Here is a 24,215-nt window from a genome sequence, read left to right as displayed (position 1 = left end):
AGAAATCACTCGCAATCCGCGTGCAGAGCCCTGGCAACCATCCGACGGCGTCGACGCGTCCGGGACTAGAGCCGGCGACTGTGCGACGTGACCGCCGGCGGGGACGGCCGACGGCCGTGAGGGGGGACCGTGGAGTTCTGGATCCTGGGGCCGATCGAGGTCACCGACGGTGGGCGGAGTCTCGCCATCGGCGGCCCCAAGCCGCGGGCGGCACTCGCCGCGCTGCTGCTGGAGGCGAACCGGATCGTCTCGGTGGAGGGTCTCGTCGACGCGATCTGGGGTGAGCAGCCACCGCCGAGCGCGCGGAACGCACTCCAGACGTACGTGTCCCGGCTGCGCCGGGTGCTCGGGACCGACACCCTGTGCCGGCACCCCGCCGGCTACCGGCTCGTCGCCGACCCCGACATGATCGACGCGCACCGCTTCGAGCGGCTCCTCGCCGAGGGGCGCGCGGCCCTGGCCGCCGGGAACCCCTCCGTCGGTCACCGGGCCGTCGAGGAGGCGCTCGCGCTCTGGCGTGGCCCGGCCCTGCTCGACGTGACCGACGTGCCCTTCGCCCAGTCCGAGATCGCCCGCCTCGGCGAGCTGCGGCTCGTGGCCGCCGAGACGCGGGTCGAGGCGATGCTCGCCCTCGGGGACGTCACCGGCGGCGTCGCCGCGGCCCGCGCGCTCGTCGCCGACCACCCCCTGCGGGAACGGGGCGTCGCGCACCTCATGCTCGCGCTGTACCGGGACGGCCGGCAGAGCGAGGCGCTGACCACGTACCACGAGGCCCGGCGGCTGCTCGTCGACGAGTTCGGCCTCGACCCCGGCGACGACCTCGCCGCGCTCGCCCAGGCGATCCTGCGGCAGGATCCGGAGCTGCTCACCACACCGAGCGCGCCGTCGACGGTGTCGCCGACCGGACCCACCGCGTCGCCGACGGTGTCGCCGACCGGACCCACCGCGTCGCCGACCGCCGGACCGGCCGGTGCGCCGCCGTCAGCCGTACCCGCCACCGCGCCCCCGTCCGCCGGCCCGGTGACGCCCGCGCCGGCACGGTCCCGGCTGGTGCTGCCCCTGGACCGGTTCGTCGGGCGGGACCGCGAGCTGGACGAGGTCCGGCGGCTGCTTCAGACGTATCGGCTGGTCACCCTGACCGGTCCGGGCGGCAGCGGGAAGACCCGCCTCGCCCGGGAGGTCTGCCGCCGGCTCCCCCAGCCGGTACAGGTGATCGAACTGGCCGGACTGCACGACGCGGGCCTGCTGGAGGCGACCGTCGCGCAGGCGTTCGGCCTGGCCGTCCTCTCCGGACTGGACGCCGTGGCGGCGACCGTCGGTGACGCCGAGGTCCTGCTGCTGCTGGACAACTGCGAACACCTGACCGGGACGCTCGCCGACGTCGTGCTGCGGCTCCTCACCGACCTGCCCGGTCTACGCGTCCTCGCGACCAGTCAGCGCCCACTCGGCGTGAAGGGCGAGCGCCGCTTCCCGGTGCCACCGCTGCCGGTCGACCCGACAGCGGTGGAGCTCTTCCTGGACCGGGCCGGCGCGGTCGCCCCGGACTGGACCTGCGACCCGGAGGATCACGAGGTCGTGGCGCGGATCTGCGCCCGGCTGGACGGTCTGCCCCTCGCCGTCGAGTTGGCCGCCGCCCAGGTGGCGGTCCTCTCCCCGGCGCAGATCCTGGATCGGCTCGGCCGTTCCCTGGCCTTCACCAGCACCCGCCCGGACCTGCCGGACCGGCACCGTAGCCTCGACCGGACCATCGACAACAGCTACCGGCTGCTGGACGACGCCCAGCGGGACCTGTTCGCCCGGCTGAGCGTCTTCGCCGGCACCTTCGACCTGGACGCCGCCGAGGTGGTGGCCGGCGCGGGCGCGGACGTCCTGGCCCCGCTCACCGGTCTGGTCACCGGCTCGCTGGTGGCCAGCACCCCGGCCGGCGCGGCACCGCGCCGGTACCGGCTGCTGGAGATCCTGCGCGAGTACGCCGACCGGCTGCTCGACCCGGCCGACCGGGACCGGCTGCGGCACCGTCACCTGGACTGGGCGCTGGGTCTGGCGCGCGCCGCCGACCAGGGGTTGCGCGGGCCCGACGCGCTGCGCTGGTACCGCACCCTCGGGGCCGAGCAGGCCAACACCCGGGCCGCGCTGGCGTTCGCCCTCGCCGCCGACCAGCCGCTGGCCGGTATGCGGCTGGCCACCGACCTGTCCTGGTACTGGTACCACCGGGGCCACCTGCGGGAGGGCGTCCGCTGGCTGCGGGAGACCATCGACGCCGCTGCCGGGGCGCCCCCGGTCGACCGGGCCCGGGCGCTGACCGCGCTCGCCTCCCTGCTCTACCTCGCCGGGCAGTTGGAGGAGAGCGGGGCGGCCAACCGGGCGGCGCTCGACCTCGCCCTGACCACCGACGACCCCGCCCCCGTCGCGCGCGCCTACGTCTACCAGGCGTACCACCTGGCGATGCGGGGCCGGATCGCCGAGGCGGCGGTCGCCGGGGAGAACGGGGTACGCCACGCCCGCCGGTCCGGGGTGGACTGGCTGCTCTCCGAGGCGCTCTCCACCAACGGCTACCTGGCCCGCGCCCGGGGCGACCTGGAGACCGCCGCGGCGACCCTGGACGAGGCGATCCGGGTCGGCACCCGGATCGGCTACCGCTGGTCGGTCAGCTCCTCGCACTGGTTCCGCGCGAAGGTGGCGGCCGACGCCGGGGCGGCCGACGACGCGTACCGGGCGGCGCTCACCGCGACCCGGGGACTGGACGACCTGGAGGACGTGACCGGCTGGCTGGCCGCCCTGCACCTGCTCGCCGGGACGCTCGGCATGACCGGCCGCGCGGCCGACGGCGCGGTCCTGCTCGGCGCGGTGGCGGGCATCGGGGGTCGGGCCGGCTACTCCCCCGAGCTGATGGACCCGTACGACAGCCCCCGCGAGGTCGCCGCGGTCGTCTCCGCGCTCTCGCCGACCGAGTACGCCCGTGCCCGGGCGCTCGGGGAGACGATGGACCGGGTGGCGGTACGCGCCTTCGTCGACCAGCTGGCCGATCCTCCCCTGCCGCCGAGCTGACCGGAGTCGTCCCGGAAACCGACCGACGGGTGACAGAACCCCGCCTCAGCCGCCGGACTCGGCCAGTTCGGCGCCCTCGGGGACGGTGTCGTCGTCCCGGCTGGCCAGCCAGCCGTCCGGCAGGAACACCTTGCCCGGCGAGTTGGTCCGGCCCCGGGGCTGGCCGAGTGCGCCAAGCGGGAACGGCTCCGCCGGGTCGAGCTTGCCCAGCAGGTCGTCGAGCTGCGCCAGGCTCTCGATCATGGCGAGGGAGCGGCGCAGCTCACCGCCGACCGGGAAGCCCTTCAGGTACCAGGCGACGTGCTTGCGGAAGTCGGTGCACCCGTCCCGCTCGCCCCGGGCCGGCGTCCGCGACCCGCCGGTGAACTGCTCCACCAGCAGTGCGGCGTGGCGGCGCATGGTCGTCGCCACCTCGCCGAGGGTGGGCAGCCGCCGTTCCGGCCGGCCGTCGAACGCGGCGTGCAGGTCGGCGAAAAGCCACGGCCGCCCCAGGCAGCCGCGCCCGACCACCACCCCGTCGACCCCGGTGTGGGCGACCATCCGCAGCGCGTCGTCGGCCTCCCAGATGTCGCCGTTGCCGAGCACCGGAACGTCGAGCGCCTGCTTGAGGATGGCGATGGCGTCCCAGTCGGCGGTGCCGGAGTAGCGCTGGGCGGCGGTCCGCCCGTGCAGGGCCACCCAGGCGACCCCGGCGTCCTGGGCGGCCAGCCCCGCCTCCACGTACGTCAGGTGGTCGTCGTCGATGCCCTTGCGCATCTTGACCGTGACCGGCACCCCGGCGGGTGACGCGGCGTCCACGGCGGCCTTCACCAGCCGGGCGAAGAGCCGACGCCGCCACGGCAACGCCGCACCGCCGCCCCGGCGGGTAACCTTCGGCACCGGGCAGCCGAAGTTGAGGTCGATGTGATCGGCGAGGTCCTTCTCCACCACGATGCGCACGGCCGCGGCGGTGGTCTCCGGGTCGGTGCCGTAGAGCTGGAGGCTGCGCGGCCGCTCCTCGGGTCCGAAGGCGATCATGCGCAGCGTCTTCGGGTTCCGCTCCACCAGGGCCGTGGTGGTGATCATCTCGCAGACGTAGATGCCACCGCCCTGTTCCCGACAGAGCCGGCGGAAGCCGACATTGGTGATGCCGGCCATCGGCGCGAGCACCACCGGCGGCCACACCTCGTGCCGCCCCAGCCGCAACCCACCCGACACCCCTGCTCCACTCACCGCTCAAGTGTAAGGAGGGGTCCCCTGTTACCGCTTTCTGTGTAGCAAGGGCCCCCTGCAACCACCTCAGGCGGGCACGCCACACGCCGCAGGACAGGGCCGCATAGCACACGGTGGGCGGTGGGCGGTGGTCGTCCACAGGAGGCCCGGTTGTCCACAGCCGGGGCCGACGGGGCGGACGGAGCGCCGGCCCGGCAGGCACCCTGCCGCCATGAGCCAGCGCCACACCCTCGAAGAGACCGCACGAGTCCAGCACCAGATCGTCACCCGGGCGCAACTGCTCGCCGCCGGGTTCGCCGACAACCACATGTGCCGCCAGGCCAAGCGGGGCATCTGGCAACGCGTGCTCCCGGCCACCTACGCGCTGGTCACCGGAACGTTGACCGACGAGCAACGGCTGATCGCCGCAGCGCTCTACGCGGGACCGGACGCCCAGGTCACCGGCCTGGCCGCACTGATCTGGTACGGCTTCCGCCAGGGTCCCCGGACGCCGGACGTCCACCTGGTGGTGCCGCACCACGCACGGCGACGCTCGACCGGTCACGTGGTGATCACCCGTGCGCTCACCCTGGACGCGCGGGCCCGGCGCACCCGGCTCTATCCGGTCTGTTCGCCCGCCCGGGCGGTGGTGGACGCCGCCCGCTGCCTGCGGCAGATCCGGCCGGTACGGGCCATCGTCACCGAGGCGATCCAGCGGGAGTTCACCGACTTGAACTCCCTCGACGAGGAGATCCGTCGCGCCCGGCGAAGCAGCACCGCCCTGGTGCGGCGGGCGTTCGCGGAAGTCGTCGCCGGTGCGCGGTCCGCGCCCGAGGCGGAGCTGCGGCAGTGCCTCGGTGCCAGCCGGGTGCTGCCGGCAATCCACTGGAATCCGCAGCTGCGGACCACGGACGGCGGCGTGCTACCCACGCCCGACGGGTACCTCGACGATGCCGCGGTGGCTCTGGAGGTGGACTCCCGGGAGTTCCACTTCTCGCCCGACGACTGGGCCCGGACGATGCGCCGGCACAACGAACTGGGTCGGCACGGCATCCTCGTCCTGCACTTCACCCCGGCGCAGATCCGTGGTGAGCCGGAGCAGGTGCGGCGAACCGTCGAGGACGCCTACCGCTCCCGACGTGGGCTGGGCGCAAGCGTCGGAGTCGTGGTGTCGCCAGCCCGGTGACGCCTCCCCGCGAAAACCCCGCCGCACGGCCACACCCCGCCACCGCCACCGCCGCACCGCCGCACCGCCGCACCCCGCCACCGTCGCACCGCGACACCCGGCGTCCCAGGTGTCTGCAAGGGACCCCTGCTCCGCAAAAAGCGGTAACAAGGGTCCCCTGCTACCAACCAACGCAGCAGCCGCCGAAGCCGCTCAGCAGCCGGGGAGGCGCTCGATCAGATAGCGCTCGACCTGGTCGAGGGAGACGCGTTCCTGGGTCATGGTGTCCCGGTCCCGGATGGTCACCGCGTCGTCGTCGAGGGTGTCGAAGTCGACGGTGACGCAGAACGGGGTGCCGATCTCGTCCTGGCGGCGGTAGCGGCGGCCGATCGCCTGCGAGTCGTCGAACTCGACCACCCAGCGCTTGCGCAGGGTGGCGGCGAGGCCCCGGGCCTTCGGGGAGAGCGCCTCGTTGCGCGACAGCGGCAGCACGGCCACCTTCACCGGGGCCAGCCGGGGATCGAAGCGCATCACCGTACGCTTGTCCACCCCGCCCTTGGTGTTCGGGGCCTCGTCCTCGTCGTACGCCTCGAGCAGGAAGGCGAGCACCGCCCGGGTGAGGCCGGCGGCCGGCTCGATCACGTACGGGACCCAGCGCTCGCCCTTGGTCTGGTCGAAGTAGGACAGGTCGACGCCGGAGTGCTTGCTGTGCGTGGAGAGGTCGAAGTCGGTCCGGTTGGCCACACCCTCCAGCTCGGCGAACTCCGTGCCGCCGAAGCGGAAGCGGTACTCGATGTCGACGGTCCGCTTCGAGTAGTGCGAGAGCTTTTCCTTCGGGTGCTCGTAGAAGCGCATGTTCCCCTCGGAGAGGCCGAGGTCGACGTACCAATTCCAGCGCTCGGCGAGCCAGTACTCGTGCCACTGCTCGTCGGTGCCTGGCTCGACGAAGAACTCCATCTCCATCTGCTCGAACTCGCGCGTACGGAAGATGAAGTTGCCCGGGGTGATCTCGTTGCGGAACGACTTGCCGGTCTGCGCGATGCCGAACGGCGGCTTCTTGCGGGCCGTGGTCGCCACGTTGTTGTAGTTGACGAAGATGCCCTGGGCGGTCTCCGGGCGCAGGTAGTGCATGCCCTCGTCGCTCTCCACCGGGCCGAGGTAGGTCTTCATCAGGCCGTTGAACATCTTCGGCTCGGTGAAGGTGCCCTTGTTGCCGCAGTTGGGGCAGTTCAGCTCGGACAGGGAGGCCGGCGGCTTGCCGTGCTTGGCCTCGTACGCCTCCTCCAGGTGGTCCGCCCGGAACCGCTTGTGGCAGGACTGGCACTCGGTCAGCGGGTCCACGAAGGCGTCGAGGTGGCCGGAGGCGGCCCAGACGTCGCGGGCCAGGATCACCGCCGAGTCGAGACCGACCACGTCGTCGCGCTGCTGGACCATGGTCTTCCACCACTGCCGGCGGACGTTCTCCTTGAGTTCCACGCCGAGCGGACCGTAGTCCCACGCCGACCGGGTACCCCCGTAGATCTCACTGGAGGGGAAGACGAAGCCCCGGCGCTTGGCGAGGCTGACGACGGCGTCGATACGGTCGGCGGACATGTTTCCTCCTACGCCGGCTGGCGGTCGGCGGGGACACAGGGAGATTCCGGACAGGTTCGGGACTACGGTACGGCCACCACCGCCCCGAGCCCAGCAGGATACTCCCGGTGAGCTGTCCGCCCGCGTGGCGGGCCGGTCCCGGCGCCGCTGGTCACGGCGTACGTCGCGGTGGGCCGGTCACGTCCGCCCGTCCCGCCCCGGTCAGCTGACCCCGCAGACCTCGAGCTGACCGGTGGAGCTGCTCTGCGCCAGGGTCACCCGCTGGGTCTCCCGGCCGCCCCCGTCGAGGACCACGTCGACCGGGACGGTGAGGTCGTTCAGGTCGACACCACCGACCCGGTAGGAGGTGATGGCCGGTTCGGCGGTCACCCGCCGCTCGAACTCCGCCCGGGACTCCCGCTCCTTGAGGTCGCGGCAGAGCAGGTCGTACGCCTCGGCGTACCGGTCGTCGACGAGCGCCCGGTAGTAGTCGCCGGTGACCGCGCGGCCCTGCTCGTCCAGTGCCTGGGTGCCGGCCACCGCCAACCCGACCAGGGTCGCCGTCCCGCCGCCGCAGCAGAGCAGCAGGGCGAGCCCCCCAGCACCGAGGCCGAGCCACATCCGGACGCTGCGCCCCTCGGTGGGCGGCGCGGCGAACGGCGGGGCGACCCCGGGGCCGGCCGGTGGTGCGGGTACGCCGTTCCCCTCCGGCCCGTCGGGGAGCACGGGGTACGGCGACGGGGCGGCCGGTCCGGGTGCGGTCATACCGGAGAGGGTAGTGCCCGGGTGTCAGCGGTACGGACCAGCGGCCCGATCGCTCGTGGAGATCGTCACCGCGCCGTCCGGCCCGGCACTGGCCAGCGTCTCGTACGCCGATGGCTCGTCGACGGACTCGGCCAGCAGCGGGGTGGCGTGGACCTTGACGTCGAAGCCGCCCAGGGCCCGCCGGTACGCCCCCACCGACTCCCATTCGGTGACCAGGCACCAGTAGCGGGGGTCGTCGAGGGCGCGCAGCAGTTCCCCGCGCAGGTAACCGGGGCGGGCGGCGAGCGCGGCGAGGGCGGCGTGCGCCCGCTCGGTGAAGGTGGGGGCGACGTCTTCGTCGACCACGAACCGGTTGGTGACGAGCACCGGGCGTCCTCCTCGTAGAGTCTGTGGGATGCAGCGTACGCAGAGCCCCCTGCTGGCCCGCCTGTCCCGGGTGAATCCGACCGGGGTGTTCCTGGCCGCGCTCGCGCTGGTGCTGGTGGGCCTGCTCACGCCGGGCGTCGTCGGCGGGTTGCCGCTCCTGCTGCTGGCCGCCGCGCTGGTGGCCCTGCTGCGGCTGACCTGGCCGGTGCAGACCCCGACGACCCGGCTGATCCGGCTGCTGATGCTCACCCTGCTGGTCGGCGTCGCGCTCGCCAAGCTGCTCTGACCCACCCACAGCGCGCACCGCCCCCGCACCGCGCCCACAGCCAGCGCCGCCCCCGCACCGCACCCGCACCGCGCCCCATCGCGCCCGCCCCAGGTGGTTGCAGGGGGCCCTTCCTCATCAAAAAGCGGTAACAGGGGACCCCTCCTTCCACCGCACCCCTCCTTCCACCGCACCCGGCCTGCGGCGACTTGACGGCGCTCACATGCAAGCATGCGTTTTTGACAATCATTGTCGTTGCAGCGGAAGGTGGGGAACATGAACAGCCGTCCCACGTCGCGTGTCCTGGCCGCCGCTTCCTCCGCCCTGCTCGCTCTCGGTGCCGTCTCGGCCTGCTCCTCCGACGAGGTGGCCGGCGCCGACCCGCAGCGGGTCGACGTGGTGGCCGCGTTCTACCCCCTTCAGTTCGTCAGCGAGCGGGTCGGTGGGGACGCGGTCACCGTGGTCAACCTGGCGAAGCCCGGCGCGGAGCCGCACGACCTGGAGTTGAACCCGGGGCAGGTCGGCCAGGTCAGCGAGGCTGAGCTGGTCGTCTACCTCAAGGGCTTCCAGCCGGCCGTGGACGAGGCGGTCGAGCAGAACGGCGGGGACCGGACGTTCGACGTGACCACCGTGCAGCCGCTCCTGGACGCCGCGGCGGGCGGACACGACCACGGCCACGAGGGCGAGGAGGGCCACGAGGAGGAGAAGGAGGAGCCCGCCGGGGAGAAGGACGGCGCCAAGGACCCGCACGTCTGGCTCGACCCGACCCGGCTGGCCACCATCGCCGACAAGCTCGCCGAGCGGCTCGGCAAGGCCGACCCGGACCGCGCCGCCGACTACACCACCCGGGCGAAGACGCTCCGCACCGAGCTGGAGAAGCTGGACGCCGAGTTCACCCAGGGCCTGAAGACCTGCCAGCGGCGGGAGATCGTGGTCAGCCACACCGCCTTCGGCTACCTCACCGAGCGCTACCAGCTGGAGCAGATCGGCATCTCCGGCCTGAGCCCGGAGAACGAGCCGTCCCCGCAGCGCCTCGCGGAGGTCACCGAGGAGGCCCGCGAGCACAAGGCCACCACCATCTTCTTCGAGGAGCTGGTCAGCCCGAAGGTCGCCGAGACCATCGCCAAGGAGGTCGGGGCGAAGACCGCGGTGCTGGACCCGATCGAGGGTCTCTCCGCCGACAACACCGGTGGGGACTATTTTTCGGTGATGCGCAGCAACCTGGAGAACCTGCGGACGGCATTGGGCTGCTCGTGAGCGAACCCGTCGTGAACGTGGAGCACGGGGTGGTCGGCTACGACGGCCGACCCGTGCTCCGTGACGTCTCGCTGGCGGTCTCCGCCGGTGAGGTCGTCGCCGTGCTGGGGGCCAACGGCTCCGGCAAGTCCACCCTGATCCGCGCGGTCCTCGGCCTGGTACCGCTCAGCGCCGGGCAGGTCACCCTCTTCGGCACCCCGCTGCGCCGCTTCCGGCAGTGGCACCGCATCGGGTACGTCCCGCAGCGGCTCGGGGCCGGCAGTGGCGTACCGGCGACGGTGGCCGAGGTCGTCGCCTCCGGCCGGCTGGCCCGGCGGGGCGTCCTGCGGCCGGCCGGTCGGGCCGACCGGGCGGCGGTCGCCGAGGCGCTGCGCGCGGTGGGGCTCGCCGACCGGGCCGGTGATCCGGTGGCGACCCTTTCCGGCGGGCAGCAGCAGCGGACCCTGATCGCGCGGGCGCTGGCCGGAGCACCGGAACTGCTGGTCCTCGACGAGCCGACCGCCGGGGTCGACGCGGTCAGCCAGGAGGCCTTCGCCGAGGCGCTGCGGGGGTTCGTCGACGGCGGCGGCACGGTGGTGCTGGTCGCCCACGAGCTGGGTCCGCTGCGTCCGCTGATCAGCCGGGCGGTGGTCGTCCACCAGGGCGGCATCGCGCACGACGGCGCGGTCCCGGAGCCGGCCGGTCACCACGCGGATCCCGACCACGACCACGTGCACCCGCACGGTCCCGAGGAGCCCGCCGGGCTGTGGAGCACGCCGTGAGCCTCTTCCAGTACGACTTCATGCTCCGCGCCCTGGTCGGCGCGCTGATCATCGGTCTCGCCGCCCCGTCGCTCGGCATCTACCTGGTGCAGCGACGGCTGGCGCTGATCGGCGACGGGATCGGCCACGTGGCACTGACCGGGGTCGGGGCCGGTTTGCTGTTCAACCAGTCACCCGTGCTCATGGCGGTGGTCGCCGCCGCCCTCGGTGCGGTCGTCATCGAGCTGGTCCGGGAACGCGGCCGCACCTCCGGCGACCTGGCCCTGGCGCTGCTCTTCTACGGCGGCATCGCCGGTGGCGTGATGCTGGTCGGGCTCTCCGACGCGAGCAACGCCAACCTCAACGCGTACCTGTTCGGCGCGCTGACCACCACCTCCCGCACCGACCTGGTCACCATCGCGGTGCTCGGGGTGGCGGTGCTGGTCACCATGGTCGCGTTGCGCCCCGCCCTCTTCGCGGTCTGCCACGACGAGGAGTACGCCCGGGTCTCCGGCCTGCCGGTCCGTACGCTCAACCTGCTGCTGGCGGTGACCACGGCGGTGACCGTCACGATCGCCATGCGGGCGGTGGGCGTCCTGCTGATCAGCGCGCTGATGGTCGTCCCGGTGGCCACCGCGCAGCAGGTCACCCGGGGTTTCCGCAGCACGATGGCGATGGCGATGGCGGTCGGCCTGCTGGCCGCCGGCAGTGGGGTCTGGGTGGCGGCGGTCGCGGACACGGCCCCGGGCGCGTCCGTGGTGGTGCTCGCGATAGCCTCCTTCCTCGTCGTCGCGGTCGGCGCGGCGGTCTGGCGGACGGTGCTCCGACGGCGTACCCCGGCCGCGCCCGCCCCGACGGAGCCGCACGAGGTGGTGCTGCGCTGATCCTGATCGCCCGAGGCGTGCCGGCATTGGTTACCGTTGCAGGGTGACCAGCACCAACGGCTACGACGCGTACGAGGGCGCGGGAGACCTGCTGCGCGCCCTCTCCGCGCCGATCCGGCTGGCCATCGTCAGCGAGCTCGCCCAGGGTGAACGCTGCGTCCACGAGCTGGTGGAGAAACTCGGCGCCACGCAACCTCTGGTCTCCCAGCACCTCCGGGTGCTGCGCGGGGCCGGTGTGGTGCGGGGTTCCCGGCGTGGCCGGGAGATCGCCTACACCCTGGTCGACGAGCACGTCGCGCACATCGTGGCGGACGCGGTCAGCCACGCCGGGGAGGGGACATGAGCGACCAGAGCGAGCGGACCGTCGGGGCCGGGCCCCGCGTAGGGGTCGGTGTGAGGGAGGCGGTGGCGTGAGCGAGAGCGGTACGGCCGTGCGCAACACCCGGCAGCGTACGGCGGTCAGCGCGCTGCTCGCCGAGGTGGAGGGCTTCCACAGCGCGCAGGACCTGCACGCGATGCTCCGTGAACGGGGCGAGCGGGTCGGCCTCACCACCGTCTACCGGACGTTGCAGGGGCTGGCCGACGCGGGCGAGATCGACGTGATGCGCCCGCCGGGCGGTGAGCACCTCTACCGACGGTGCAGCGAGGGACACCACCACCACCTGGTCTGCCGCTCCTGTGGGCGCACGGTGGAGGTCGCCGGCCCGGCCGTGGAGACCTGGGCCGAGCGGGTGGCCGCCCAGCACGGCTACTCCGACGTCAGCCACACGCTGGAGATCTTCGGCACCTGCCCGTCCTGCGCCGCCGGCTGACCGCCGGGGTACGTCGTCCGCTGCGGTCCTGCGGCGGACGGCGCGGCGCCAGGCTGCCCGGTCGGCGGTGGCGGGTGCCGCGTGGCACGCTGTGCGGCGTGAGGATCTACGCCGATCGTTTTCCCACCGCCATCCGTCAACTCGTCACCGATCTGCTCGTCGTGGCCTAGGTGTACGCCGCGATCCGGGGCGCGATGTGGCTGCACGACCTGGTGCAGCGGCTCGCCGTACCCGGGAGGAAGCTGGAGTCCGCCGGTGGCGGCCTGGCCGACAACCTGGCCGACGCCGGCGGCACGATCGGCCGGGTTCCGCTGGTCGGCGACGAGTTGACCACGCCGTTCGAGCGGGCCGCCGAGGCCGCCCGGGCGGTCGCCGAGGCCGGCCGCGACCAGCAGGAACTGGTCGACCAGCTGGCCCTGGCCCTGGCCGTGGCGGTGCTGGTGTTCCCGCTCGGCCTGGTCCTGTTCGGCTGGCTGCCGCTGCGGCTGCGCTGGATGCGTCGGGCCGGCGCGGCGGCGGCCCTGCGGTCCATGCCCGCCGGCCGGGACCTGCTCGCCCTGCGGGCGCTGGCCGGGCAGCCGCTGGGGCGGCTCACCCGGATCGCGCCGGACGTGGCCGAGGCGTGGCGGCGTGGCGACCCGGCCACCGTCGACGCGCTGGCCGCGCTGGAACTGCGTGAACTCGGCCTGCGGGCGGACCGCTAAGGTCGACCGGTGCTCTACTTCCTGATCGTCATGGCCCTGCTGCTGTTCGGCTACGCCGGCTACCTGATGAGTCTCGCCCGGCGCGGGCAGAAGATGCCCTCCACCGCGTACGTGGTGCTCGGCGTGCTCAACGCGGTCATCCTGGTGGCCGTGCTGGTCTGGGCGGTCAACCGCTGACCGGGCCCCCACCGTGCCCCGCGGCAATCGGTGGGGTTCGGCGGCTGGTCCTCAGTCGCCCTGGCCCGAGGGCGGATCGTCGTCCTCGTCGTCGAGGTCGTCCTCACCCCAGTTGCGCCGCGCGAACGGCAGGATCACCCAGAAGGTCAGGAACCACAGGCCGGTGGCCGCGCTCAGGACGAAGGCGACGCCCCGGTTCAGGATGAAGTCGGTGATCAACAGCACCGCGCTGACCATCGAGACCAGCATGAAGGCGAGGCCACCGCTGGCCATCCGGTGCGCGAAGCGGACCAGCTCCGGTTTGCGTCCCTGGCGGAACAGCGCCCGGTGGAACGCCACCGGCGAGATAATCATCGCGGTGGCGGCGGCGGCGGAGAGGAGCGCGACGACGTAGACGTCCTTCTGGAAGCCGGTCGTCCGGGTGAAGCCGGCACTGAAGGGAAGGGTGAGCAGGAAGGCGAAAAGGATCTGCACCCCGGTCTGGGCGACCCGCAGCTCCTGCAACAGGTCGGCGAAGTTGCGCTGCCAACGCTGCCGTTCGGTCTCCTTGGACAAACCGCCACCTCCGCACCGGGGACTGAGAACCGGCGGTACGTCCCGCGCCGCCGGCAGCACAGCGATTGCCCCGTGCCGCGCGCCGCGAAACGCATTCACCTGTCCGCTTCCGGACCCCGACGGCAGGACCGGGACACCGTGGGACAGCGCCCGCGATCCGGACACCGGGGCCCGGATGCCGCACCGGGTCAGGTGCCGCGCCGCAGGCGGCCGGCGTACCGGGCCTCCAGTTCGGAGTTGTGCGCGTCGCCGTGCGGCACGTTGGCCGACAGGTAGACCGGGGGCGACTCCCCCGCCGCCAGCAGCCGGGCCACCACCTCCGCCACGATCTGCTGCGCCAGCAGGGCGGCGGTGATCGAGGAGACCGCGCCGACCGCGCCCCCGCCGGGCAGCGGCAGGGTCGCGTCGCCGTATGGGGCGCCGTTGTCCAGCAGCACGTCGGCGAAGTCGACGAGCCGACGCCCGCTCGGGTGGCGGGACGGCACCCGGGCCGAGTGCTCCGCCGAGACGATCGCCACCAACCCGTGCCCGTGCCGCTTGACCAGCGAGGCGAACTCGACCACCGCGCCGTTGATGCCGGAGTTCGAGGCGATCACGAACACGTCCGGCGGGCGTACCGGGGTCAACTCCCAGAGCCGGTGCGCGACCGCCGGATCGCGCTCCAGGGTGGGGTCGAGGACGTCGACCGGCGCGCCGCCGTGCAGCACCAGATCGCGCAGGGCGATCCGGTTGGTCGGGACCAGGCCGCCGGCCCGTCCGGCGATCTCCATCGCCAGCGCCTCGGAGTGCCCGGTGCCGAACGCCTGCACCACCCCGCCGGCCCGGAGCGCGTCGGTGACCAGGTCGGCCGCGCGGGCCACCGCCGCACGCTGGCCGGCGGCCACCCGGGCGATCGTCGAGGTGACGACGGCCAGGTAGCTCTCGGCACTGACCGGCGGGGTCGTCGCGTCCGGCCCGGAGGTGTCCACCGGGCCGGTCACCCCACCGCCTCCACCTGGGCCAGAACGGCCTCGGCCAGCGCGCCCGGAGCCTCGTCCGGGATCCAGTGGCTCACCCCGGTCAGTTCGACGAACCGGTACGTCCCGGTGACGTACGCCGCGCACGCCTCGGCGGCGGTCCGGCCGACCGCGGTGTCCCGGTCGCTCCACACGTAGGTGGTCGGCACCGACACCGGTCCGGTGCCCACCAACTCCCGACCGGACATCGCCCGGTACCAGTTAAGCGCTCCGGTGAGCGCGCCCGGCTCCCGCATCGGCCGCACGTACGTCTCGATCCGTTCCCGGTTCCCCACCCCGCCGAGCAGCTTGCGCAGGGCGGCACCGTGCCAGGCGAGCAGTACCTTCTCGGCCTTGCCCTCCTTGCGGAACAGCGCCATGTACGCCGACCGGGCCTTCTGCTTCCGGTCCCCGGCGATGGTCCGGGCCATCGCGGCCGGGTGCGGCACGGAGACGGCGGTGAGGGTGCGCACCCGGTCCGGGTGCCCGGCGGCCAGCGCCCACGCCACGATCGACCCCCAGTCGTGGCCGACCACGTGCGCGGTGGGCACGTCGAGCGCGTCGAGGACGGCGACCGCGTCGGCCACGCACTCGGCCAGCCGGTACGCCTGCACCTCCGTGGGCCGGGCCCCGGGCGAGTAGCCCCGCTGGTCCAGCGCGTACGTCCGCAGCCCGGCGGCGTGCAAGGCCGGCAGCAGGTCCACCCACTCGCCGCTGTGCTGGGGGAACCCGTGCAGCAGCAGCACCGGATCACCGTCGGCCGGGCCGTCGGCGTGGACGTCGAACGTCAGCCCCCGCGCATCGATCTTCATCCCCAGAGCCTACCGTGACGCGGCGCGTCGGAGCGGACACGCCGACGGCGGGCAGCCCTACTCGTACTGCTGCTTCGGGGTGGGCACCTGACGCCACGACTCGACCTCCAGGTACGGCACCTCGGCGTCGTTGACCGGATCCCGGCCGACCTTGTGGGTGTAGCGGCCGGTCACCTCCACCCAGGTGTCGTCGGCCAGGCCGGTGGGCGGGTCCCCGGTGAGGCCGAGCTTCACCGGGCGGCCGTCGGCGGCGCAGCAGGACAGGATCATGCGGGCCAGGATCGGCTGCCCGTCCGGGCCGGTGACGACGAAGCCGGTGAGCTGGACCCGACGGTCCCCGATGGACCGTCCCCGCTCGAACAACGCCCGGGAGGCGTAGTCCAGCACGGTGATCCGGGCCGGGTCCCCCTCGGGCAGCGGCGGGTAGTCGGACGTCACCCGGTCGGGCAGCACCGTCCCGGCCTGCCCGACGGCGTACGAGCCGAGGGCCGGCGGGGCGACCAGCAGCAGGCCGAGCACCGGCAGGAGGAGCAGCCACCCGACTCGCGGGCCGTGGTGGTCGTGGTCGTGGTCGTGGTCATGGCCGTGATCGTGGCCGTGGCCGTGGCCGTCCGGGTCGTCGGGCGCGGCGGGGCGCAGCTCGTACCAGAGGGTCATCGCGGCGGCGGCCACCAGCAGCAGCCCGGCGGCGACCAGGAAGGGTTGCAGCCCCGCCTTGACGTAGCGCAGGTGCAGGTCGGTGAGGCTGGCCCGCAGCACCGCACCCCCGAGCAGCAGCAGAACGACCGCCTGGGCCTGCCGGTTCACTCAGACCACCACCGTTCCGACGCCGACGGCCACCAGCACGGCCACCACGAAGGTCGTCGGGGCGAACCGGGACGCGAACCGCCGGCCGAACGCCCCGACCTGCATCGAGACGAGTTTCAGGTCCACCATCGGCCCGACCACCAGGAACACCAGCCGGGACGTCAACGAGAACTGGGACAGCGACGCGGCGACGAACGCGTCCGCCTCCGAGCAGATGGAGAGCAGGACGGCCAGCACCGCCAGGGCCAGCACCGAGAGCACCGGGTCGTCGGCCAGGGTCTGCAACCAGCGCTCCGGCACCAGCACGTTGATGCTGGCGGCGGCCATCGCACCGAGCACCAGGAACCCACCGGCGTGGACGACGTCGTGGCGTACCGCCGACCAGAACGCCGCGCCCCGGCCCAGGCCGTCCAGGTCCGGTCGGTGCGGCAGCCGGATCCAGTCGGCGCGGCCCAGCCGCAGCCAGAGCCAGCCCATGATCATGGCGACGACCAGGCTGGCCAGGCCCCGGCCGAGGACCATCTCCGGGTTGTCGGGAAAGGCGACCGCGGTGGCGGTGAGCACGATCGGGTTGATCGCCGGGGCGGCGAGCAGGAAGGCCAGCGCGGCGGCCGGGGTGACGCCCCGGCGGATCAGCGACCCGGCGATCGGCACCGACCCGCACTCGCACCCGGGCAGGACCACTCCGGCGGCACTGGCCACCGGCACGGCGAGCGCGGGATGCCGGGGCAGCGCCCGGGCCCAGAACGAACGCGGCACGAAAACCGCGATCACCGCCGAGAGCAGCACCCCGAACACCAGGAAGGGCATCGCCTGCACCATGACCGAGACGAAGACGGTGGTCCAGGTCTGGAGGCGGGGCGCGGAGATCGCGGTGCCGATCGGTTCGCGGAAGACCACCAGCAGGACCAGGAGCCCGGCCAGGACCTCCACCGAGCCGACCCGCTCGCCGAGCCACCGGCCCGGCCCGCCGCCCGGGGCGTCCCGCTCGGGCCCGCCGGGTGCCGGCTGCTCCCCCGGTACGCCGGGCGCGACGACGCCCAGCGGTGACGTCGCCGGGTCGGACCGGACGGCGTCGTCGGGCGACGCGGCGGGCCCGGGTCGACCGGGGCGCGGGGTGGCCTGGCCGGCAGAGGTCACGGTGGTCTCCGGGTCGACGGGTACGGGGAGCAGCTCACCCTAACCCGGACAGTGACGTGGCCGACTCTCTCCACGCGACGCGCCCCTGGGTTCCGGCCCGTCCCGGTGCTAGCGTCTGCGCAGACAACTTCACATCCGACAGGGGAGCGCACAGCGCTGAGAGTGCGGGCCACGGCCCGCAGACCCTCGAACCTGATCTGGGTAATGCCAGCGCAGGGAGTTCGGTCAGTCTCCAGCCGCGTCGTCGTCCGGTGCCACCGGGCGTACGACGTGCGTCTTGCCTGGTTCGCACACGGACTGGGAGCACGTATCCATGAGCAAGCTCGACAACCCCCGCTGGCGCACCATCGACATCGTGGTCGCCTCGGTGATCGCGGTCGCCTTCGGCGTCATCTTCTGGGCCTGGGGCCTGGTGTGGAGCGCCACATCCGGCGCGTTCGCCTTCTTCCCACCGGCGCAGGCCCTCATCTACGGGGTCTGGCTGATGCCGGCCGTGGTGGGTGGCCTGGTGATCCGCAAGCCCGGCGCGGCCCTGTACTGCGAGACCGTCGCGGCGGTGCTCTCCGCGCTGCTGGGCAGCCAGTGGGCCGGCACGGTCATCCCGCAGGGCATCGTCCAGGGTCTCGGCGCGGAGCTGGCCTTCGCCGCGTTCCGGTACCGCTCGTTCCGGCTGCCGACCGCACTGCTCGCCGGGGTGCTGACCGGCGTCAGCGCGGCGGTGTTCGACTTCTTCGTCTGGAACGCCAAGTACGACCTGACCAGCTACCGCATCCCGTACGCCCTGCTCACCGTGGTCAGCGCCGCGGTCGTGACGGGTGTCGGCGGGTACGCCCTGACCACCGCCCTGGCCCGCACCGGGGCCCTGGCCCACCTCCCCGCCGCCCGCGACCGCACCCTCGTCTGATCCGGTGAGTGGGGTCTCCGTACGGCTGCGGGGGTTCGGGTGGCGGCACGCGGGCCGGCGGGCCTGGGCCGTCCGGGACGTCGACCTGCGCATCGAGGCCGGCGAGCGGGTGCTGCTGCTCGGCGCGTCGGGCGCGGGCAAGAGCACCCTGCTGGCCGCGCTGGCCGGCCTGCTGCCGGAGGACTCCGGCGAGCGGGCCGGTGACATCGAGATCGACGGTCTCCCGCCGCAGGAGGCGCGGGACCGGGTGGGCATGGTCTTCCAGCATCCGGAGAGCCAGCTCGTGATGGCCCGCAGCGGCGACGACGTGGCGTTCGGGTTGGAGAACCGGGGGGTGCCGGCGGATCGGATCTGGCCCCGGGTGGACGAGGCGCTGGCCCGGGTCGGCTTCCCGTACGGCCGGGACCGGCCGACCGCCGCGCTTTCCGGTGGGGAGCAGCAGCGCCTCGCCCTGGCCGGGGCGCTCGCGTTGCGTCCCGGACTGCTGCTGCTGGACGAGCCGACCGCCAACCTCGACCCGGCCGGGGCGGCCCTGGTCCGGCGGGCGGTCGCCGACGCGGTGGACGCCCACACCACGCTGGTCCTGGTCGAACACCGGGTCGCCGAGGCGCTGCCCCTGGTCGACCGGGTGGTCGTCCTCGCCGCCGGGGGCAGTGTGCGGGCCGACGGGCCGCCCGAGCGGGTCTTCGCCGAGCACGGTGCCGCGCTCGCCGCCGACGGGGTCTGGGTGCCGGGCCACCCGGTGCCGCCGCGCCGGGCGGTCGCGCCCGCCGGGGAGGTGCTGCTCACCGCCGACCGGCTCGGCCTGCCGCCCCGGCTCGGCCCCACCGACCTGGCGGTACGCGCGGGCGAGGCGCTCGCCGTCCTCGGCCCGAACGGGGCGGGCAAGTCCACCCTCGCGCTGCTCCTCGGCGGGCTGCTCCGACCGGGGAGCGGCCGGGCGACCGCCAGCCCGGAACTGGCCGACGCCGACCGGCGCACTCCCCCGCACCGCTGGCGGGCACCCGCCCTGGCCCGGCGGATCGGCTCGGTCTTCCAGGACCCGGAACACCAGTTCGTCACCGGTACGGTCTTCGACGAGCTGGCGCTCGGGCCGCGCCGCACCGGCCGCCCGGAGGCGGCCGTCCGCGCCACCGTGGACGAGCTGCTGGACCGGTTACGGCTGGAGCGGCTGGCCAGGGCGAACCCGTACACCCTCTCCGGAGGGGAGTCGCGGCGGTTGAGCGTGGCGACGGCCCTGGCCACCGCACCCCGCCTGCTCGTCTGCGACGAGCCCACCTTCGGGCAGGACCGGCGCACCTGGTCGGAGCTGGTCGACCTGTTCGCCGGGCTGCGCGACGCCGGGCACGGCGTCGTGACGGTCACCCACGACGCGGACTTCGTCGACGCCATCGCCGACCGTCGGTTCACCCTGGAACGGGCGACCCGGAGCACGGAGGAGCGGCCGTGATCAGCCTGGAACCGGTCGCCGACCCGACCGCGCCGCTGGCCCGCCGGAACCCGGTGGCGAAACTCGCGGCGGCGCTGCTCTTCTCGTTCACCCTGGTCGCCACCCTCGACCCGGTCGCCCCGGCCATCGCCATCGCCATCGAGCTGGCCGTCCTGCCGCTGTTCGGGGTGCGGTACGGGGTGCTCGCCCAGCGGGCCTGGCCGCTGCTGCTCGGCGCGGTCGGCATCCTGGTCACCCTGGTGCTCTTCGCCGCCGAGCGGGAGGGCCGGGTGCTCGTCGAGGCCGGTCCGGTGCTGGTGACCTCGGGGGTGCTGGTCACCGCGCTCGGGCTGGTGCTGCGGACGTTCGCGGTGGCGCTCCCCGGCGTGATCGTCTTCGCCACCACCGATCCGACCGACCTGGCCGACGCGCTGATCCAGAACGCCAAGGCCCCGCCCCGGTTCGCCATCGGCGCACTGGCCGCGTTCCGGCTGGTGCCGATGCTCGGCCAGGAGTGGCAGATGATCAGCCTGGCCCGACGGGCCCGGGGCGTGGACGCCGGCCGCAACCCGCTGGCGAAGCTCCGGCTCTTCGTCTCCACCGCCTTCGGGCTGCTGGTCGGGGCGATCCGGCGGGGCACCCGGCTGGCGGTGGCGATGGACGCGCGCGGCTTCGACGCCGGCACCCCCCGTACGGTCGCCCGCCGGCAACGGTTCACCGTCGCGGACGGGCTGCTGGTGGTGGGGGCGGCCGTGCTGGCCGGCGGGGCGCTGGCGGTCAGCATCGCGCTCGGCACGTTCCGCCCCCTGGTCGGCTGACCCGACCGGTGGCCGGGGCGTGACCGCCCCGGCCACCGGGGCCGATCAGCTGCGGCGGAAGGCGTACTGGCGGCCCTGCGCGGCGGGTCGGCCGCGGTTGGCGACGAAGGCCGCGCCGCGCTGGGGCGGCCCGGCCTTCGGAGCCTGCGGCGGAGTGGATCCGGTCGAAAGACTCACCGGAGCCACCTCGATCGTGTCCAGGTCCGGCGGGGTCACGTCCCGCAGGGTCGGCTTCGGCGCGGACGGACGGGATTTCTTCGGCTTGCGCTTGGCAGGCATACGGTGCCTCCTTCGGTGAGGGACCGTCCGGCAGCGGCCGGTACGGTCGGCGAGCGGGGAACGGGAGTGCACCGGGACGGCCGACCACATGTCGCGACAGCGACGAATGGGGAACGCGCACGCCCGGCGGCACGGTCCACGGCAACGGCGGTGGACCCGGCTCGGCACAAGGGCGTCAGTAGCGCATGTCCTGGACGCTATCCCACGCTTCCCTGGCGCGCACCCGAATTACCGGAGACGATCAGCGACATGCTGATCGCGTTCTCGATTACCCCGCTCGGCGTCGGGGAGTCCGTCGGTGACCTGGTCGCCGAGGCGGTCCGGGTGGTCCGTGAGTCCGGCCTGCCGAACCGTACCGACGCCATGTTCACCACCGTCGAGGGCGAGTGGGACGAGGTGATGGCCGTGGTCAAGCGGGCGGTCGACGTGGTCGCCGCGCAGGCGCCCCGGGTGAGCGTCGTGCTCAAGGCCGACGTCCGGCCGGGCGTGACCGACGCCCTGACCAGCAAGGTCGCCCACATCGAGGCCCGCCTCGCCGAGGGCTGATGTCGGCACGGTTGCGCCCATCAGAACCCCGACTGACAGTCCGGTGAGCTGGGTGTCGTCGGTGGGCTGTAGGGCAGTCGACGGCAGGGGCGTCTGGCCACGCTCGATGTGTCAGCCCTGGTCGTCGACGTGGATTCCGGCGGCGTGGGCGAGGCTGTATGAGAGGCTGAGCAGGTCGGTGTGGTGCAGCACGGCTCCTTTCCAGCTGGTGATGTCGCCGACCCCGGCCAGGGTGCAGCCACGGAAACGGGCTCCGGCCATGGTGGCGTGATGGAATACCGCGCCGGTGAGGTCGCAGTCACGGAACACCGCGCCCCGCAGGTCGGCGTTGGTGAAGTCGGCGCCGGCGAGGTTGCAGTCCACGAAGTGCACCGCGTCGAAGGTCGTCATCCGCCAGGACGACAGGTCCGCGCGGCAGCCGGTCGCCGTGACGTCGCGCAGCAGCCCGTCTGCCCACGTCATCCCGGTCAACCGGGACTGGGCAACACGTACCCGGGTCATGCTGGCACCGTCGGCGCGCAGGTTGGCCCAGTTCGAGTCGGTCACCAAGCAGTCGGTGACAGCCAGTTGGTCCAATCGGCACCCGGACAGGTCTGCGCCCCGGAACCGGCACTGCGCGAACGCCACCGCCGAGGCGTCCTGCCCCGCGAGACAGGACCGGTAGAACGCCCAGCGCTCCCACTGTGATTCCGGCTCCACCTCAATGGCCTCGAACAGCTTCAGCTCATCCGGCGGCACCGGATTTTGGGGCTCCCGTGGTGAACGGGCAGACGAGCGCCGCGTCACGGCCTGTCGAGCACGCACCCGACCACACTAGGGCACACGGCCGCACCCCCACCCAGCAACACGAGCGCGCACCCGCACCACGCCCGCCAGCAGCCGACTGCATCAATCTGCGTGCCGTATCCAGGGATGGTTCAGCGGCCAGAGCTGGAGATTGACTCAATGGTGGCTTCGCGCCAGGGCCACGAGGCCCAGACGGTCAGCTGCCGGCTCTTCAATCTCTTGACATGGGTCTAGCAGCCGAGCCGACCGGCTTTGATGCCCGAGACGAAGCCGACCCACTGCGCGGGCGTGAACGACAGCACCGGCCCCGTCCGGTCCTTGCTGTCCCGGACCCGTACGACGTGCGGCGGCGCGGCGACCTCGACACAGTTGCCGCTCGAACCGGACCTGGTGCTCTTTCGCCAGGCGTGACGCGGCAGGTCCATGCGGTGCCCTCCTACGTGTGCAGTTCGGCGGCAATCGACCGCAGCGTATCCCGGGTGGGCCCCGGAGCGAGGGCGAGGGCTTGCAGTTGTTCGTGGGCTGCGGCGTATGCCGCGACCTCCGAGGGCCGTTCGAGGTAGAGCGCTCCCGTCAGCGTGTCGACGTACACCGTGCGGTCCTCGGCCGCGTCCGGGTACGGCTCGGGCAGCGGCGGAAAGTCGAGGATCACGAAGCTGCCGTCGAAGCCGACGCCAGCGGAGTACGGCAGCAACTGGATCTGCACGTAGCTCCTGGTCGACTGCTCGATCAGGTGGAGGAGTTGACGGTGCAGCACCTCGGGACCGCCCACCATCCGGCGGGCTGCTCCCTCATCGATGACCACCCGCAGCAGGGGTGGATCGTCGCTGGTCAGAATGGCCTGCCGCGCCAGACGCAACGCGACCTGGCGCTCCACCTCGTCGTCCCGCATCGGTACCGGCGCACCCCGGAAGGCCGCTCTGGCGTAGTCCTCGGTCTGCAACAACCCGGGCACCATCTGGCACTCGTAGGTGCGGATCACCGAGGCTTCCGACTCCATCCCCACGTACGCGGCGAACCAGTCGGGTAGCACGTCGCTGTACCGCTGCCACCAGCCCCGCTGCTTCGCCTGACGGGCTACCGCGATCACCGCTTCGGCCTGGTCGCCGGCCACGCCGTAGAGGGTGAGCAGCGCCCGTACGTCATTCGGGTGTGGCCTGACCTCGGCGGTTTCGATCCGGCTGAGCCAACTCGCGTCGTGGTCGACTCGTCTGGCCGCCTCGGCCGAGGTGATACCGGCACGCTCGCGGAGCTGGCGCAGCGTGAGCGCCAGACGCCGCCGACGGACGGTGGGGCTCTGTCGTGAGGACACGCCCCCATCCTGCCATGCGATCAACCAGACTGTATTTCGCATATCCCCTCCACGCAATGCGGCAGCTCGCATATTGCGTATTGCCGTACTGCGTGCGAGGGTGGCTGCGGAACGTGATGGCTGACGACAAGACGGCCGTCGCTCAAGCGCAGGAACGGTGGGCAGCCAGGAGGTGGGATGACGCGACGCGTCCAGTACGGCGATTACCTGGTGGCGGTGGCCATGACCCTTGCGCGTCGACATCGGCCGGTGTGGTCGTGGACCAGGTGGCGGCGGATCTGCCGGTGCGGGGCGGAGCTGCCCTGCCGGGCGCGGCACCGCATTCCGATCAACCGGGGGCACTGGCCGGGTGAGCAGGGATGACCACGCACGCGCCGGTGCTCCCCTTGTGGACCTGCGGTGGTTGCGGTGCGCCGTGGCCGTGCCGCACCCGACGTCGTGAACTGTGCGCCGAGTACGACCGGGCACCCGCATCGCTGGCCCTCTACATGGGGTCGTGCCTGGTGGCGGCGAGTCAGGATCTCAGCTGGGCTCCGGCTGGTCTGCTGCACCGCCGGTTCGTCGGGTGGTTGGCGTGACCCCGGCACGCGGCTCCGGCGGTGGGCGGCACGGGCTCCGGGCCGGCGATCTGCTGCACGTCACCCGGGCGGCGAGCGTCCAGTTCGGGAAGCCGTTCTTCTTCCGGCTGATCCGGGTGCTCGACTGGCCGGTCTTCGACGGTTGGCTCTGGCTGGAGGGCTACCAGCTCGACGCCGGGGGCGAGGCGGTCAGCCGGCGGACGATCCTGGTCCAATCGGCGGGGTTGCGGCGAGCGGTCGGAAACCGGCCACCACAACCCCGCCGAACGTCCAACGAACCCCCTCGTACGCCGGACGGACCCCGCCGT

At 73.1% G+C, this 24,215-nt stretch carries 29 protein-coding genes, 1 pseudogene and 1 riboswitch; of the genes and pseudogenes, 17 read left to right on the top strand and 13 right to left on the bottom strand.

All coding sequences use genetic code 11. The annotated features are described in order from the left end of the window. The first annotated feature begins 129 nt into the window (after positions 1 to 129). Entirely contained in the window at positions 130 to 3,048 is a 2,919-nt protein-coding gene (locus tag GA0074694_RS16325; RefSeq protein ID WP_091459519.1) for an AfsR/SARP family transcriptional regulator, read from the top strand. 45 nt (positions 3,049 to 3,093) lie between these two features. On the opposite strand, the gene dusB is transcribed toward GA0074694_RS16325, so the two are convergent. Then, the gene (gene dusB, locus GA0074694_RS16320; protein ID WP_091459518.1) at positions 3,094 to 4,260 is read right to left on the bottom strand and encodes a tRNA dihydrouridine synthase DusB; all 1,167 of its coding nucleotides are present in this window, start codon (positions 4,258 to 4,260) and stop codon (positions 3,094 to 3,096) included. A 211-nt stretch (positions 4,261 to 4,471) separates the two neighbouring features. Here dusB and GA0074694_RS16315 point away from each other — a divergent pair, with 211 nt between their 5' ends. After that, positions 4,472 to 5,425, top strand: coding sequence for a hypothetical protein (locus tag GA0074694_RS16315; protein ID WP_091459517.1), 954 nt, complete (start codon positions 4,472 to 4,474; stop codon positions 5,423 to 5,425). A 192-nt stretch (positions 5,426 to 5,617) separates the two neighbouring features. Here the strand turns inward: GA0074694_RS16315 and GA0074694_RS16310 are convergent, their stop codons facing one another. From GA0074694_RS16310 to GA0074694_RS16300, 3 genes are all read right to left on the bottom strand, one after another. Then, positions 5,618 to 6,997 (bottom strand): glycine--tRNA ligase, encoded by a 1,380-nt coding sequence (locus GA0074694_RS16310; RefSeq protein WP_091459516.1) that lies wholly within the window; start codon positions 6,995 to 6,997, stop codon positions 5,618 to 5,620. Positions 6,998 to 7,198: 201 nt separating this feature from the next. Then, positions 7,199 to 7,741, bottom strand: coding sequence for a hypothetical protein (locus tag GA0074694_RS16305; RefSeq protein ID WP_245714771.1), 543 nt, complete (start codon positions 7,739 to 7,741; stop codon positions 7,199 to 7,201). Positions 7,742 to 7,765: 24 nt separating this feature from the next. Next, positions 7,766 to 8,107, bottom strand: coding sequence for an antibiotic biosynthesis monooxygenase family protein (locus GA0074694_RS16300; RefSeq protein WP_091459515.1), 342 nt, complete (start codon positions 8,105 to 8,107; stop codon positions 7,766 to 7,768). A 28-nt stretch (positions 8,108 to 8,135) separates the two neighbouring features. On the opposite strand from GA0074694_RS16300, the gene GA0074694_RS16295 reads away from it, so the two are divergent. The 8 genes from GA0074694_RS16295 to GA0074694_RS31695 all read left to right on the top strand — a co-directional run bounded on the left by GA0074694_RS16295 (position 8,136) and on the right by GA0074694_RS31695 (position 12,946). Next, on the top strand, positions 8,136 to 8,393 hold the full coding sequence (locus GA0074694_RS16295) for a DUF6703 family protein (RefSeq protein WP_091459514.1): 258 nt from the start codon (positions 8,136 to 8,138) through the stop codon (positions 8,391 to 8,393). 255 nt (positions 8,394 to 8,648) lie between these two features. Continuing rightward, a complete protein-coding gene (locus GA0074694_RS16290; RefSeq protein ID WP_091459513.1) occupies positions 8,649 to 9,629 on the top strand; it encodes a metal ABC transporter substrate-binding protein in 981 nt (326 codons plus the stop codon). Continuing rightward, positions 9,626 to 10,390, top strand: a complete 765-nt coding sequence (locus tag GA0074694_RS16285) for a metal ABC transporter ATP-binding protein (protein ID WP_091459512.1) — start codon at positions 9,626 to 9,628, stop codon at positions 10,388 to 10,390. Before GA0074694_RS16290 ends, GA0074694_RS16285 begins: the two co-directional genes overlap by 4 nt. Beyond that, positions 10,387 to 11,253, top strand: coding sequence for a metal ABC transporter permease (locus GA0074694_RS16280; RefSeq protein WP_091463308.1), 867 nt, complete (start codon positions 10,387 to 10,389; stop codon positions 11,251 to 11,253). The genes GA0074694_RS16285 and GA0074694_RS16280 overlap by 4 nt, the downstream gene beginning before the upstream one ends. A 43-nt stretch (positions 11,254 to 11,296) precedes the next feature. Then, entirely contained in the window at positions 11,297 to 11,596 is a 300-nt protein-coding gene (locus GA0074694_RS16275) for an ArsR/SmtB family transcription factor (RefSeq protein WP_091459511.1), read from the top strand. Positions 11,597 to 11,663: 67 nt separating this feature from the next. Further along, entirely contained in the window at positions 11,664 to 12,065 is a 402-nt protein-coding gene (locus GA0074694_RS16270; protein WP_091459510.1) for a Fur family transcriptional regulator, read from the top strand. A gap of 170 nt (positions 12,066 to 12,235) precedes the next feature. Continuing rightward, complete coding sequence (locus GA0074694_RS16265; RefSeq protein ID WP_245714770.1) at positions 12,236 to 12,769, top strand: hypothetical protein; 534 nt, start codon at positions 12,236 to 12,238, stop codon at positions 12,767 to 12,769. Positions 12,770 to 12,778: 9 nt separating this feature from the next. Next, positions 12,779 to 12,946, top strand: coding sequence for a hypothetical protein (locus GA0074694_RS31695; protein WP_176737968.1), 168 nt, complete (start codon positions 12,779 to 12,781; stop codon positions 12,944 to 12,946). A 51-nt stretch (positions 12,947 to 12,997) separates the two neighbouring features. Here GA0074694_RS31695 and GA0074694_RS16260 read toward each other — a convergent pair whose 3' ends face one another. The 5 genes from GA0074694_RS16260 to GA0074694_RS16240 all read right to left on the bottom strand — a co-directional run bounded on the left by GA0074694_RS16260 (position 12,998) and on the right by GA0074694_RS16240 (position 17,048). Further along, the gene (locus GA0074694_RS16260; protein WP_091459509.1) at positions 12,998 to 13,501 is read right to left on the bottom strand and encodes a DUF6328 family protein; all 504 of its coding nucleotides are present in this window, start codon (positions 13,499 to 13,501) and stop codon (positions 12,998 to 13,000) included. Between the two features lie 188 nt (positions 13,502 to 13,689). Beyond that, on the bottom strand, positions 13,690 to 14,481 hold the full coding sequence (locus GA0074694_RS16255) for a sugar isomerase domain-containing protein (RefSeq protein WP_281190061.1): 792 nt from the start codon (positions 14,479 to 14,481) through the stop codon (positions 13,690 to 13,692). Beyond that, on the bottom strand, positions 14,478 to 15,308 hold the full coding sequence (locus GA0074694_RS16250) for an alpha/beta fold hydrolase (RefSeq protein WP_091459508.1): 831 nt from the start codon (positions 15,306 to 15,308) through the stop codon (positions 14,478 to 14,480). The genes GA0074694_RS16255 and GA0074694_RS16250 overlap by 4 nt, the downstream gene beginning before the upstream one ends. Before the next feature lie 57 nt (positions 15,309 to 15,365). Further along, positions 15,366 to 16,115: a TIGR03943 family putative permease subunit gene (locus GA0074694_RS16245; RefSeq protein WP_091459507.1), complete on the bottom strand. Its 750-nt coding sequence runs from the start codon at positions 16,113 to 16,115 to the stop codon at positions 15,366 to 15,368. Continuing rightward, on the bottom strand, positions 16,116 to 17,048 hold the full coding sequence (locus GA0074694_RS16240; RefSeq protein ID WP_245714992.1) for a permease: 933 nt from the start codon (positions 17,046 to 17,048) through the stop codon (positions 16,116 to 16,118). It lies immediately after the preceding gene. Between the two features lie 337 nt (positions 17,049 to 17,385). After that, positions 17,386 to 17,491, top strand: a riboswitch (TPP riboswitch). A gap of 77 nt (positions 17,492 to 17,568) precedes the next feature. Here GA0074694_RS16240 and GA0074694_RS16235 point away from each other — a divergent pair. Genes GA0074694_RS16235 through GA0074694_RS16225 form a run of 3 tightly spaced genes read left to right on the top strand, consistent with a single transcriptional unit; the run spans position 17,569 to position 20,406 of the window. After that, the gene (locus GA0074694_RS16235) at positions 17,569 to 18,159 is read left to right on the top strand and encodes an ECF transporter S component (RefSeq protein ID WP_091459506.1); all 591 of its coding nucleotides are present in this window, start codon (positions 17,569 to 17,571) and stop codon (positions 18,157 to 18,159) included. A 4-nt stretch (positions 18,160 to 18,163) separates the two neighbouring features. Next, positions 18,164 to 19,609 carry an ABC transporter ATP-binding protein gene (locus GA0074694_RS16230; protein ID WP_091459505.1) on the top strand — a complete coding sequence of 482 codons (1,446 nt, stop codon included), beginning with the start codon at positions 18,164 to 18,166 and terminating at the stop codon, positions 19,607 to 19,609. Next, positions 19,606 to 20,406: an energy-coupling factor transporter transmembrane component T family protein gene (locus GA0074694_RS16225; protein WP_091459504.1), complete on the top strand. Its 801-nt coding sequence runs from the start codon at positions 19,606 to 19,608 to the stop codon at positions 20,404 to 20,406. Before GA0074694_RS16230 ends, GA0074694_RS16225 begins: the two co-directional genes overlap by 4 nt. A gap of 45 nt (positions 20,407 to 20,451) precedes the next feature. Here the strand turns inward: GA0074694_RS16225 and GA0074694_RS16220 are convergent, their stop codons facing one another. Beyond that, entirely contained in the window at positions 20,452 to 20,685 is a 234-nt protein-coding gene (locus GA0074694_RS16220) for a hypothetical protein (protein ID WP_091459503.1), read from the bottom strand. 249 nt (positions 20,686 to 20,934) lie between these two features. Between GA0074694_RS16220 and GA0074694_RS16215 the strand changes: the two genes are divergently transcribed. After that, positions 20,935 to 21,231, top strand: coding sequence for an MTH1187 family thiamine-binding protein (locus GA0074694_RS16215; protein WP_091459502.1), 297 nt, complete (start codon positions 20,935 to 20,937; stop codon positions 21,229 to 21,231). Positions 21,232 to 21,342: 111 nt separating this feature from the next. On the opposite strand, the gene GA0074694_RS16210 is transcribed toward GA0074694_RS16215, so the two are convergent. From GA0074694_RS16210 to GA0074694_RS16200, 3 genes are all read right to left on the bottom strand, one after another. Then, positions 21,343 to 22,035, bottom strand: a complete 693-nt coding sequence (locus tag GA0074694_RS16210; RefSeq protein ID WP_091459501.1) for a pentapeptide repeat-containing protein — start codon at positions 22,033 to 22,035, stop codon at positions 21,343 to 21,345. Positions 22,036 to 22,247: 212 nt separating this feature from the next. Beyond that, a complete protein-coding gene (locus tag GA0074694_RS16205) occupies positions 22,248 to 22,442 on the bottom strand; it encodes a DUF397 domain-containing protein (protein WP_091459500.1) in 195 nt (64 codons plus the stop codon). An 11-nt stretch (positions 22,443 to 22,453) separates the two neighbouring features. Then, the gene (locus GA0074694_RS16200) at positions 22,454 to 23,329 is read right to left on the bottom strand and encodes a helix-turn-helix domain-containing protein (RefSeq protein ID WP_245714769.1); all 876 of its coding nucleotides are present in this window, start codon (positions 23,327 to 23,329) and stop codon (positions 22,454 to 22,456) included. A 177-nt stretch (positions 23,330 to 23,506) separates the two neighbouring features. On the opposite strand from GA0074694_RS16200, the gene GA0074694_RS16195 reads away from it, so the two are divergent. The 3 genes and pseudogenes from GA0074694_RS16195 to GA0074694_RS32940 form a co-directional block, all read left to right on the top strand. Further along, positions 23,507 to 23,692, top strand: coding sequence for a hypothetical protein (locus tag GA0074694_RS16195; RefSeq protein ID WP_091459498.1), 186 nt, complete (start codon positions 23,507 to 23,509; stop codon positions 23,690 to 23,692). Further along, complete coding sequence (locus tag GA0074694_RS16190) at positions 23,689 to 23,907, top strand: hypothetical protein (protein ID WP_091459497.1); 219 nt, start codon at positions 23,689 to 23,691, stop codon at positions 23,905 to 23,907. Before GA0074694_RS16195 ends, GA0074694_RS16190 begins: the two co-directional genes overlap by 4 nt. After that, positions 23,904 to 24,215 (top strand): annotated as a pseudogene (locus GA0074694_RS32940) (hypothetical protein); the annotation flags it as partial. The gene GA0074694_RS16190 and the pseudogene GA0074694_RS32940, both read left to right, overlap by 4 nt.

This window comes from Micromonospora inyonensis (assembly GCF_900091415.1).
GTDB classification, from domain to species: domain Bacteria; phylum Actinomycetota; class Actinomycetes; order Mycobacteriales; family Micromonosporaceae; genus Micromonospora; species Micromonospora inyonensis.
Note: the sequence above shows the minus strand (reverse complement) of the source record. Positions and strands in the feature narration are given on the sequence as shown.

Excerpts from the sequence above, each read along its gene's own strand:
- GA0074694_RS16310 (WP_091459516.1), bottom strand. The coding sequence starts at position 6,997 with ATGTCCGCCGACCGTATCGACGCCGTCGTCAGCCTCGCCAAGCGCCGG.
- GA0074694_RS16305 (WP_245714771.1), bottom strand. The coding sequence starts at position 7,741 with ATGACCGCACCCGGACCGGCCGCCCCGTCGCCGTACCCCGTGCTCCCC.
- GA0074694_RS16235 (WP_091459506.1), top strand. The coding sequence starts at position 17,569 with ATGAGCAAGCTCGACAACCCCCGCTGGCGCACCATCGACATCGTGGTC.
- GA0074694_RS16205 (WP_091459500.1), bottom strand. The coding sequence starts at position 22,442 with ATGGACCTGCCGCGTCACGCCTGGCGAAAGAGCACCAGGTCCGGTTCG.
- GA0074694_RS16190 (WP_091459497.1), top strand. The coding sequence starts at position 23,689 with ATGACCACGCACGCGCCGGTGCTCCCCTTGTGGACCTGCGGTGGTTGC.
- GA0074694_RS16195 (WP_091459498.1), top strand. The coding sequence starts at position 23,507 with ATGACGCGACGCGTCCAGTACGGCGATTACCTGGTGGCGGTGGCCATG.
- GA0074694_RS16290 (WP_091459513.1), top strand. The coding sequence starts at position 8,649 with ATGAACAGCCGTCCCACGTCGCGTGTCCTGGCCGCCGCTTCCTCCGCC.
- GA0074694_RS16215 (WP_091459502.1), top strand. The coding sequence starts at position 20,935 with ATGCTGATCGCGTTCTCGATTACCCCGCTCGGCGTCGGGGAGTCCGTC.
- GA0074694_RS16250 (WP_091459508.1), bottom strand. The coding sequence starts at position 15,308 with ATGAAGATCGATGCGCGGGGGCTGACGTTCGACGTCCACGCCGACGGC.
- GA0074694_RS16295 (WP_091459514.1), top strand. The coding sequence starts at position 8,136 with ATGCAGCGTACGCAGAGCCCCCTGCTGGCCCGCCTGTCCCGGGTGAAT.
- GA0074694_RS16315 (WP_091459517.1), top strand. The coding sequence starts at position 4,472 with ATGAGCCAGCGCCACACCCTCGAAGAGACCGCACGAGTCCAGCACCAG.
- GA0074694_RS16220 (WP_091459503.1), bottom strand. The coding sequence starts at position 20,685 with ATGCCTGCCAAGCGCAAGCCGAAGAAATCCCGTCCGTCCGCGCCGAAG.